8 protein-coding genes are annotated in these 10,134 nt (G+C 74.6%); 4 read left to right on the top strand and 4 right to left on the bottom strand.

From position 1 onward, the window contains the following. Window positions 1–18 precede the first annotated feature (18 nt). On the bottom strand, window positions 19–1,836 hold the full coding sequence (locus F6X68_RS25730) for a glycerol-3-phosphate dehydrogenase/oxidase (RefSeq protein WP_151456698.1): 1,818 nt from the start codon (window positions 1,834–1,836) through the stop codon (window positions 19–21). A 78-nt stretch (window positions 1,837–1,914) separates the two neighbouring features. Here F6X68_RS25730 and F6X68_RS25725 point away from each other — a divergent pair, with 78 nt between their 5' ends. After that, on the top strand, window positions 1,915–4,338 hold the full coding sequence (locus F6X68_RS25725; protein WP_151456697.1) for a S8 family serine peptidase: 2,424 nt from the start codon (window positions 1,915–1,917) through the stop codon (window positions 4,336–4,338). Between the two features lie 20 nt (window positions 4,339–4,358). Here F6X68_RS25725 and F6X68_RS25720 read toward each other — a convergent pair whose 3' ends face one another. Continuing rightward, window positions 4,359–4,949 carry a dienelactone hydrolase family protein gene (locus tag F6X68_RS25720; protein ID WP_151456696.1) on the bottom strand — a complete coding sequence of 197 codons (591 nt, stop codon included), beginning with the start codon at window positions 4,947–4,949 and terminating at the stop codon, window positions 4,359–4,361. A gap of 63 nt (window positions 4,950–5,012) precedes the next feature. Here F6X68_RS25720 and F6X68_RS25715 point away from each other — a divergent pair, with 63 nt between their 5' ends. The 3 genes from F6X68_RS25715 (at window position 5,013) to F6X68_RS25705 (ending at window position 7,117) form a co-directional block, all read left to right on the top strand. Beyond that, entirely contained in the window at window positions 5,013–5,723 is a 711-nt protein-coding gene (locus tag F6X68_RS25715) for a helix-turn-helix domain-containing protein (protein ID WP_151456695.1), read from the top strand. Between the two features lie 175 nt (window positions 5,724–5,898). Further along, window positions 5,899–6,828: a GNAT family N-acetyltransferase gene (locus tag F6X68_RS25710; protein ID WP_151456694.1), complete on the top strand. Its 930-nt coding sequence runs from the start codon at window positions 5,899–5,901 to the stop codon at window positions 6,826–6,828. Between the two features lie 91 nt (window positions 6,829–6,919). Further along, on the top strand, window positions 6,920–7,117 hold the full coding sequence (locus F6X68_RS25705) for a hypothetical protein (protein ID WP_088998151.1): 198 nt from the start codon (window positions 6,920–6,922) through the stop codon (window positions 7,115–7,117). 59 nt (window positions 7,118–7,176) lie between these two features. Here the strand turns inward: F6X68_RS25705 and groL are convergent, their stop codons facing one another. Further along, entirely contained in the window at window positions 7,177–8,799 is a 1,623-nt protein-coding gene (gene groL, locus F6X68_RS25700; protein WP_151456693.1) for a chaperonin GroEL, read from the bottom strand. A 274-nt stretch (window positions 8,800–9,073) separates the two neighbouring features. Then, window positions 9,074–10,134: DUF3824 domain-containing protein (locus tag F6X68_RS33680; RefSeq protein ID WP_192581543.1), on the bottom strand; the 1,061-nt coding region annotated here is incomplete at its 5' end.

The following is a 10,134-nucleotide window of genomic DNA, read 5'->3' as shown; positions in this document are numbered from 1 at the left end:
TGACCGGGGCCGGGCCGGTCAGCGGGACGAGGACGGCAGTTCGGCCTGGTCGTCGTCCACGCCGCGGTCCGCCGCGAAGCCCCGTACGTCGGGCGCACCGAGCCGGGCGGCGTCGGCGGTGGCGTCGTCGGGCATCAGCTGGGACTCGCGTTCCGCCTCGACCCGGGCACGGTAGTGCTCCACCTCGCGGGCCCGGGTGGCCTCGTCCCAGCCGAGCACCGCGCCCATCAGCTCGGCCGCGTGGCCCGCCGACTCCAGGCCCCGGTGCGCCGTCTCGAAGGAGATCCGGGTCCGCCGGGTGAGCACGTCCTCCAGGTGCAGCGCCCCCTCGGCCCGGGCCGCGTACGTCACCTCGGCGGCCAGGTACTCCGGTGCGCCGGCCAGCGGGGAGGCCAGCAGCGGGTCCGCGTCGATCAGCGCGAGCAGGTCGCGGGTGAGGGTGCCGTAGCGCTCCAGCAGGTGCTCGACCACCCCGACCGGCATCCCGTGCCGGCGGGCGAGGTCCGCCCGGTCCCGCCACGTCGCCGGGTAGCCGTCGGCGCCGAGCAGCGGCAGGTCGGCGGTGCGGGAGGGGCGTACGGCGCCGAGCCGGTGGGCGGCCCGGTCGACCACGTCGGAGGCCATCACCCGGTACGTCGTGTACTTGCCGCCCGCGACCAGCAGCAGCCCGAGCATCGGCTCGAAGACGGCGTGCTCGCGGGACAGCTTGGAGGTGGAGTCCGCCTCGCCGGCCAGCAGCGGCCGCAGCCCGGCGTAGACGCCCTCGATGTCGGCCGTCGTGAGCGGCCGGTCGAGCACCGTGTTGACCTGGTCCAGCAGGTATTCGATGTCCCGGGCGGAGGCCGCCGGGTGGGACCGGTCCAGCCGCCAGTCGGTGTCGGTGGTGCCGATGATCCAGTGCCCGCCCCACGGGATGACGAAGAGCACGCTGGTGGCCGTACGCAGGATCAGCCCGGCCTCGCCGGTGATCGCCGAGCGGGGCACCACCAGGTGCACGCCCTTGGAGGCCCGGACGCGGATGCCGGGGCGCAGCCCGACGTCGTTCAGCATCCGCGACATGTCGTCGCTCCACACCCCGGTGGCGGCGATGACGGTGCGGGCGCGTACCTCGAACTCGGCGTCCGGGGAGCCGGCGGGTGCCTCCAGGTCGCGGACCCGGACGCCGGTCACCTCGCGGGCCTGCCGGATGAGCCCGACCGCCCGGGTGCTGTTCACCACGGTCGCGCCGAGGCTGGCCGCCGTGCGGGCCAGGGTCACCACCAGCCGCGCGTCGTCGACCTGCCCGTCGTAGTAGCGGATCGCGCCGGCCACCGCGTCGGCGCGCAGGCTGGGGAAGACGCGGCGGGCGCCCTCGCGGGTCAGGTGCCGGTGCAGCGGCATGCCGCGCCCGCCGCCGAAGACCCCGGCGAAGGCGTCGTACGCCGCGACGCCGACGCCGTAGTAGGAGCGGCGGAACACCCGGGCCGGCAGGCCGCGTACGCCCCGCCCGTCGGGCAGCGGGACCAGGATGGGCACCGGCCGGACCAGGTGCGGGGCCAACCGGGTGGCGAGCAGCCCGCGCTCGGTGAGCGCCTCGTGCACCAGGTGGAACTCCAACTGCTCCAGGTAGCGCAGGCCCCCGTGGATGAGCTTGCTGGAGCGGCTGGAGGTGCCGGCGGCGTAGTCGCGCGCCTCCACCAGGGCCACCTTCAGCCCTCGCGAGGCGGCGTCCAGGGCGGCACCCGCCCCGGTCGCACCACCGCCGATGACCAGCACGTCGAAGCGTTCGGTGCGCAGGCGGCGCAGGTCGGCGGCCCGGCGCTCGGGGGAGAGCTGGCCGGCCGTCGTTCGGGACACGTTGGGGTCACGCACCCGTCCACGGTAACCGCCGCCGCCACCCGGCGGGACAGCCCGTCCGCGCCGTACTGTCTGGGGATGGAGGTCGGCCCCCCGTTCCCCGCTGGTCAACCCGCTCCAAGGCCGTTGGCCACGCCGGGCCCGCCGAGCCCCTGGGCGGTGGTGGCGGCGGCGGTGACCGGCTGCTGGACGGTCGGGCTCGTCGTCGTCGGCCAGCTCGGCGGCTGGCTGGCCGACCAGGTCCTGCTGGCCTCCGGGCTGGACCGCGTGGTCTGGCTCTGGCCGGCGACGGTGCTGTTCACCGTGCTGCTGGTCGGGGCGCCCGCGCTGACGCTGGCCCTGCTGCCCCGCTCGGCGGCGGTCCGCACCACCGGCCGGACCTGGCTGGCGGCGGCGCTCGCGCTCGGCGCGCTGGGGCTGCTCCGGGCGATGCCGCCGGTGCACCACGAGGCGTACCTCGCCGCGCTGGCCGCCCCGGCCGGCCTGGCCGCCCTCGTCCTGCGGGCGCTGGCCCGCCGCGCGGCGGTCGCGACCCCCCGGGTGCCCGCGTCGGCCGTCACGCTGCTCGGGGTGGCCGGCGGGTTGGCGCTGCTGCTGCCCTGGGCCTGGCTGGGCGCCCTCGGTGGGCTGCTGGAGACGGTGCTCGCCGGGGTCGCCGCTGCCGCGCTCGGCGTGCTGGCCGGGGCGCTGCTGGACGACGCCTTCTGGTCCCGCTTCACCGTCGGCGAACCGCCCCGGCCGACCCGGTTGGTGCTGGTCGGCGGCCTGGTCGCCGGGGTCGCGCTGCTGCTGCTCGCCGCCGGGGTCGGCCAGTCCGGGGCCCAGCTTCCCCTGCTGCTGACCCTGCCGCCGGCCGGCTTCGCGCTGGCGGCCCTGCACGCGGCGGCCCGCCGCCCGGCCCCGACCGGGCGACCGGGGACGGGCGCCCTGCGGCCCGCAGCCCGTTGGCTGGTCGGGCTCGGCGTGCTCGGCCCGCTGGCCTGCACCGATCCCGAGGAGATCACCCTCCTCCTGGCCAGCACCCGCGACGTGCCGTTCTGGGTGGCCGCCGCCGCCGGTGCCGGGCTCGCCGTCGCGGCCGTCCTCGCCGTGACGTACGGCGTGCTGCTGGGCCGGGGCCGGCGGCCGAGCCGGCGGGTGGCCGGGGTGACCGCCGCCGCGCTGCTGCTGGCGGTCGGCGCGGTGGCCGTCGGCGCGGGGCAGCCTGGCCTGCACGGCGAGCGGCTGTTCGTGGTGCTCCGCGAGCAGGCCGATCTCGCCGGCGTCCCGGCGACGACCGGTCGGGCCGGCCGGGACGCCCGGGTCGCCGAGGTCCACCGGCGGCTGGTCGCGACCGCCGAGCGGACCCAGGCCGACCTGCGCCGGGACCTGCGCCGGCTGCGGCTCGACCACACCCCCTACTACCTCGTCAACGCCGTCGAGGTGGACGGCGGGCCGGCGGTACGGGCCTGGCTGTCGCGCCGCCCTGAGGTCGCCCGGGTGCTGGTCAGCCAACGGGTGCGACCGCTGCCCGCGCCGGCCGGCCGCAGTCGCGGCACCGCGCCCGCGCCCGCCGGCCCCGAGTGGAACGTCCGGATGCTCGGTGCGGACCGGGTCTGGTCCCAGCTCGGGGTGGACGGCTCCGGGATCGTGGTGGGCAGCTCGGACTCGGGCGTGGACGGCGGGCATCCCGCGCTGGCGGGCGGCTTCCGGGGCGGCGACGACTCCTGGCACGACCCGTGGAACGGCACCCGGGCGCCGACCGACCAGGGCGGGCACGGCACCCACACGACGGGCAGCGCGGTGGGCCGGGGCGGCATCGGGGTCGCCCCGGGCGCCCGGTGGGCCGGCTGCGTCAACCTGGACCGCAACCTCGGCAATCCCGCGTACTACCTCGACTGCCTCCAGTTCATGCTGGCGCCCTTCCCGGCGGGCGGGGACCCGTTCACCGACGGGCGCCCGGCACGCGCGCCGGACATCCTCACCAACTCGTGGGGCTGCCCGGCGCTCGAAGGCTGCGACCCGGGCGTGCTCGGGCCGGCCACCGCCGCCCTGGACGCCGCCGGCGTCATGGTGGTGGCAGCGGCCGGCAACACCGGGCCGTACTGCGGCTCGATCGACGACCCGCCCGCCCCGTACGCGGACGTGCTGACCGTCGGCGCGGTGGACCGGCAGCGCAAGGTCACCCTGTTCTCGTCGCGGGGACCGGTGCCGGGGGCGGCCAAGCCGGACCTGGTCGCGCCGGGCGACGAGGTGCTGTCGGCGATGCCGGGCGGGGGGTACGCCGTCCTGAGCGGCACCTCGATGGCGACGCCGCAGGTGGCCGGCGTGGTGGCGCTGATGTGGTCGGCCAACCCGGCGCTGGTCGGCGACCTGCCCCGCACCCGGCAGATCCTGCGGGACACCGCGACCCCGGCCGTGGCCACGTACGCCGCCCGGACGCAGACCTGCGGGGGCGACCGGAACATCACCGGCGCCGGCCTGGTCGACGCGTACGCCGCCGTCCAATCGGCGCGGGGGTGAGGTCGGCGCGGAGCGCCGGTTCACCCCAGCCGGTCGAGGAACTCCCGCGAGCGCCGCAGCACCAGTGCCGTCGCCTCCGCGTCGTACGACGGCAGCGTGCTGTCGGTGAACAGGTGCTGGTCGCCCGGGTAGACGAACAGCTCGCCGAGGTCGGGGCCGACGATGCCGACCAGCTCGCGGGCGGCTTCGATGTCGCCCTCCAGGGCGAAGAACGGGTCGGCGTCCATGCCGTGGATCTGCACCGGAACCCCGGCGGGCCAGGGGCCGACGGCCCATTCGCCGGTGACGGGCAGGCAGGATTCGTAGAGCAGCGCGCCACGGGCGCCGGGCCGGGTCTGGGCGAGCCGCTGGGCGGTGGCGGCGCCCCAGGAGAAGCCCGCGTGGACCAGCCCGTCGGGCAGCTCGGCCACGGCCCGGTCGGCGCGCTCGCGCAGCACCTCGCGCCCGATGCGTTTCGTGAGCGCGAAGCCCTCGTCGAGGGTCGCCGGGCGTTCACCGTCGAACAGGTCGGGGGTGTGCACGCTGTGCCCGCCCGCCCGCAACTGTTCGGCGAACTCGCGCAGCCCCTCGGTGAGCCCGTGCAGATGGTGGAACAGGACCACGTCGGCCATCTCTACACTCCTGTCAACAGACGACAACGATCGAATGATCCATGATTCTAGAACGGTCGAGAAATGTCGAGCAATGAGCGGATCCCGGACTACGACCTCGACGAGCTGCTCGTGGTCACCGCGCCCGCGCAGCTTCGCGCGCTGGCCGATCCCCTGCGCGCCACCCTCCTGGAGTTGCTCCTGGAGCGGGCCGCCACGGTGACCGAGCTGGCCCGGGCGGTCGACCGGCCGAAGAGCAGCGTCGCCTACCACGTGACCGCGCTCGTCGACGCCGGCCTGCTCAAGGTGGTGCGGACCCGGCGGGTGCGGGCGATCGACGAGCGGTACTACGGCCGGGTCGCCCGCACGCTCTACATCGGCGCGCTCACCCGTCCCGAGGACAGACAGGTCGCGACCGCCGTCAACGGGCTCGCGGAGGCCGTCGCCGAATCGGCCGCCGCCCACGCCGCCGACGACCTGCGCTGCACCCTCGTGCACGCCCGCATCCCGATCGAGGAGGTACGCGCGTTCTGGGCCGAGGTGCAGGCGCTGGCCCGCCGCTTCGCCCAGATCCCCCGGTCCGGCGACCAGGTGTACGGATTCGTCGCCGGCCTCTACCCCACCGACGCGCCGACCCTTCCCGAGCGCGAGCCCGAGCCGGAGCGCGAGCCGGAGTCCGAGCCCGAGCCGGAGCGCGAGCCGGACCCGGAGCGCGAGCCGGACCCGGAGCGCGAGCCGAAGCCCGAGCCAAAGCCGAAGCCCGAGCCAAAGCCGAAACCCGGGCCGGCCGGCTGAGGCGATCGGGTCGGTCGCGGCACGCCACGGCGGACCGACGTGGACGAGCCCTCGCCGCACGTGGACTGGTCGTCGGCGCGGTCCGCCGGCCGGGCGGCGCCAACGGGGGCTCTTCCCAGGCGCCAGCAGGGGCTCTTCTTAACAGAAGCGCTCCGGTGACCTAGGGTCGGCGTCCATGGACCTGAAGATCGTCGAGCTGGGACCCGACCGGCGGCCCGCCGTGGTGGAGCTCTGCGGGCGGGCACTGGACCTGCCGGAGGACGCGGCCGAGGCGCCGGCTGTCGTGGACACCCTCTGGGCGCGGGCCGCCGCCCACCGCCCGGTGTTCGTGTGGGGCGCGCACCGGCAGGGGCGTCTCGTCGGTGTGCTCATCGGCTCCCTCGCCGCCGGCGACGGCGACGCCCGTGGTCACGTCGACCTGGTCGCGGTGGCACCGGAGGAGCGGCGACGCGGTGTCGGGAGGGCCCTGCTGGCGACCGCCGAGGCGCGGTTCGCCGAGCTCGGCGCGGTGGAGGTGCTGCTCGCCGGGAATCCGCCGTACTACGCCTGGCCCGGGATCGACGTGCGCTACACCCCGGCGGTCTGCGCCGCGCTGGCGCTCGGCTACCGGCAGGACCGGACGGCGTGGAACATGACCGCCGACCTGTCGTACGACGGCTCGCCCGCGCTGCGCCCGACGCAGCCGGCGGAGGCCCGGCTGGCCGGGCAGGGCGTCACGGTCCGCCGCGCCGAGGCGGGTGACCTGCCGGCGCTGGCGGAGTTCGCCCGCGCCACCTTCGGCGGGGCCTGGGACGCCGAACTGGCCGGCTCGGTGGGCCGGGAGGGGGCGGGCTGCCACCTGGCCGAGCGCGACGGCGTGGTGCTCGGCTTCGCCGCGTACGGGTCGTCGCGGCCGAGCTGGTTCGGCCCGATGGGCACCGCCCCGGCGGCCGAGGGCTCGGGGATCGGCGGGGTGCTGCTGCGCCGCTGCCTGCGCGAGCAGCGGGCGGCGGGCGTGACGGCTGCGCAGATCGGCTGGGTCGGGCCGGTCCCGTTCTACTCGGGCAGCGCGGGTGCCCGGATCGAGCGCGTCTTCTTCCTGTACCGCAGGACGCTCGGCGACTGACAACGGGGCGAACGGGATATAGACCCTCATAACGCCATTCGCCCGCATTGGTGATCGTCGCGCCCTACCGTTTCCGGTAGAGGAGGCAGCCATGACCACGGACGACGAACGCCCCGGCCCGTTGCCGTTCGACCGGCTCGACTACGGCGACGCCGAGCAGCAGGCGGAGATGGCCGGCGTCGACGAGCCGGCCGACGAGCCGGTGACGCTGGTCGACGAGCCGGTGCAGATCCCGCAGCCGTACGACCGGGCGCAGAAGAGACGCAACCAACGGCCACTGCCGACGTGACAGCGCAAGGGGCGGACCGCTGACGCGGCCCGCCCCTCACGGCGTTGTCGGAGCTGGACTCAGAAGTCCATGTCCCCGCCACCCGGACCAGCCGGGGCGGCCGGGGTCTTCTCCGGCTTGTCCGCCACGACGGCCTCGGTGGTGAGGAAGAGCGCCGCGATCGACGAGGCGTTCTGCAGCGCCGAACGCGTCACCTTGGCCGGGTCGATGATGCCCGCGGCCAGCAGGTCGACGTACTCGCCGTTGGCGGCGTTGAGGCCGTGACCCGGGTTCAGGTTACGGACCTTCTCCACCACGACGCCGCCCTCGAGGCCGGCGTTGACGGCGATCTGCCGCAGCGGGGCGTCCAGCGCGACCTTGACGATATTCGCACCGGTCGCCTCGTCGCCGACCAGGTCCAGCTTGTCGAAGGCGGTCTTGCCGGCCTGCACCAGCGCGACGCCACCACCCGGGACGATGCCCTCCTCGACGGCGGCCTTCGCGTTGCGGACGGCGTCCTCGATGCGGTGCTTGCGCTCCTTGAGCTCGACCTCGGTGGCCGCGCCGACCTTGATCACCGCGACGCCGCCGGCCAGCTTGGCCAGCCGCTCCTGCAGCTTCTCGCGGTCGTAGTCGGAGTCGCTCTTGTCGATCTCGGCCCGGATCTGGTTGACCCGGCCCTGGATCTGCTCGGCGTCGCCGGCACCGTCGACGATGGTGGTCTCGTCCTTGGTCACCACGACCTTGCGGGCGCGGCCCAGCATGTCGAGGCCGACGGCGTCCAGCTTGAGGCCGACCTCCTCGCTGATGACCTGGCCACCGGTGAGGATGGCGATGTCGGCCAGCATGGCCTTGCGGCGGTCACCGAAGCCCGGCGCCTTGACGGCGACGGACTTGAAGGTGCCCCGGACCTTGTTGACGACCAGGGTCGCCAGGGCCTCGCCCTCGATGTCCTCGGAGATGATCAGCAGCGGCTTGCCCGACTGCATGACCTTCTCGAGGATCGGGAGCAGGTCCTTGACCGACGAGATCTTGCTGTTGACGATCAGGAGGTAGGGGTCGTCGAAGACGGCCTCCATGCGCTCCGGGTCGGTCATGAAGTAGGCCGAGATGTAGCCCTTGTCGAAGCGCATACCCTCGGTGAGCTCCAACTCCAGCCCGAAGGTGTTGCTCTCCTCGACGGTGATGACGCCTTCCTTGCCCACCTTGTCCATCGCCTCGGCGATGATCTCGCCGACGCTGGTGTCACCGGCGGAGATGGAGGCGGTGGAGGCGATCTGCTCCTTGGTCTCGACGTCCTTGGCGAGCTTGAGCAGCTCCTCCGAGACGCTGGCCACGGCGGCCTCGATGCCCCGCTTCAGGGCCATCGGGTTGGCACCGGCGGCCACGTTGCGCAGGCCCTCGCGGACCAGGGCCTGGGCCAGGACGGTCGCCGTCGTCGTGCCGTCACCGGCGACGTCGTCGGTCTTCTTCGCGACCTCCTTGACCAGCTCGGCGCCGATCTTCTCGTAGGGGTCCTCGAGCTCGATCTCCTTGGCGATGCTCACACCATCGTTGGTGATGGTGGGGGCACCCCACTTCTTCTCGAGGACGACGTTGCGGCCCTTGGGGCCGAGGGTCACCTTCACGGCGTCGGCGAGCTGGTTCATGCCCCGCTCGAGGCCGCGGCGCGCCTCTTCGTCGAACGCGATCATCTTGGCCATACGGCGTTGTCCTCCTGGACACTCACGGGCCACCCGGAGTGTGTGTCCCGGATGGGCCGCCTGGTGTACGCACCTTGGGACGTCGCCACCTGGCGACGACGACGTCTCCTCGGCCGGGCCGGATAGCCCGCGACGACCGGCCATGTGCCGCAGCCGCGTCTGGACGCCGCTACGACCGTGGCCCTACCGCCCCGACCATTGGCACTCACGGTATGCGAGTGCCAATGACTTGTTTAGCACTCTCCCCTGCCGAGTGCAAGCACGATCGCCCCGGTCAGCCGAGTTCACCGGTCAGCCGGGCGCTGTCCACCGGCCCCTCGTGGGCGCGCTGCTCGGCGTACGTGACGACCAGGCCGACCAGCTGGGCGAGGTGGGTCGGCAGGGCCAGCACCGCGCCCACCAGCGTCACCACGAGCACGCCGACCGCCGTGCCGGGCGACTCCAACGGGGTGGTGCCGAACGGCAGCGTGCCGATGCCCTCCACCATGCCGGCGGCCCCGCTGCCGACGATCACCGCCGCCGCCACCAGCGCCACCCGGCCGAGCAGCAGACCGAGCCGGTCGTGGAACATGCGGAAGGAACGGCCGATCGGGTGCTGCCGCTCGAACAGGTAGACCGGGCCGGCCATGCTCAGCGCGAAGGCGAAGTAGATGCCGGGGATCACGCAGAGACAGACCCCGAGCCCGATGATGACGCTCATCAGCAGGGTCCAGCCCCAGAGGCCCAGCGCCCGACGCGCCCCGTAGGAGAGGGCCGCGCCCACGCTCACCGGCTGACCGGCCGCCTGCCGGGTGACCACCCAGGTGCCGGCCGCCCAGCCCAGGCTCTGCACGAAACCGAAGACGAGGGCGCTGCCGAGCACCACGAACAGCAGGACGCCCGTGTCTGCCAGGAAGGTGTCGGGCAGCGCGGCGGGGTCGTCGGCCATCGACTCCTCCCACTTCGCGGACGGGTCGACGACCAACGAGAGCACCGACACCACCAGGGCCGGCAGCACCTGGGTGAGCAGCAGGATCGGCAGCAGCAGCCGCCAGCCCCGGCGCACCGCGCCGACGCACCGGCCGAACCAGCCGTTGACGCCGGCGCCGGGCGGGGTGACGAGCAGGTCGGCCGGATCAAGGCCGTGCCCCGGCGGATACCACCCGTGGACCGGCTGCCCGGGATAGGCGACCGGGGCGCCCGGGTACCACGGCTGCCCGCCGTACGGGCCGGAGCCGGCCGGGTACCCGCCGGTGGGCGGGAAGACCCAGTCCTGCGGCTGTTGCGGGCCCGTCGGCGCAGCACCGCCCGGGCCGACGGGTGGTGTCGCGGAGGGGTCGGGCTCTCCCGGGGGCG

The organism is Micromonospora sp. AMSO12t (assembly GCF_008806585.1).
GTDB lineage: Bacteria > Actinomycetota > Actinomycetes > Mycobacteriales > Micromonosporaceae > Micromonospora > Micromonospora reichwaldensis.
This window is presented reverse-complemented; position numbering and strand designations above follow the sequence as displayed.

What these genes read in the sequence shown, in the direction of transcription:
- F6X68_RS25725 (WP_151456697.1), top strand. Translation starts at nt 1,915, where the DNA reads ATGGAGGTCGGCCCCCCGTTCCCCGCTGGTCAACCCGCTCCAAGGCCG.
- F6X68_RS25720 (WP_151456696.1), bottom strand. Translation starts at nt 4,949, where the DNA reads ATGGCCGACGTGGTCCTGTTCCACCATCTGCACGGGCTCACCGAGGGG.
- F6X68_RS25715 (WP_151456695.1), top strand. Translation starts at nt 5,013, where the DNA reads ATGTCGAGCAATGAGCGGATCCCGGACTACGACCTCGACGAGCTGCTC.
- F6X68_RS25710 (WP_151456694.1), top strand. Translation starts at nt 5,899, where the DNA reads ATGGACCTGAAGATCGTCGAGCTGGGACCCGACCGGCGGCCCGCCGTG.
- F6X68_RS25705 (WP_088998151.1), top strand. Translation starts at nt 6,920, where the DNA reads ATGACCACGGACGACGAACGCCCCGGCCCGTTGCCGTTCGACCGGCTC.
- groL (WP_151456693.1), bottom strand. Translation starts at nt 8,799, where the DNA reads ATGGCCAAGATGATCGCGTTCGACGAAGAGGCGCGCCGCGGCCTCGAG.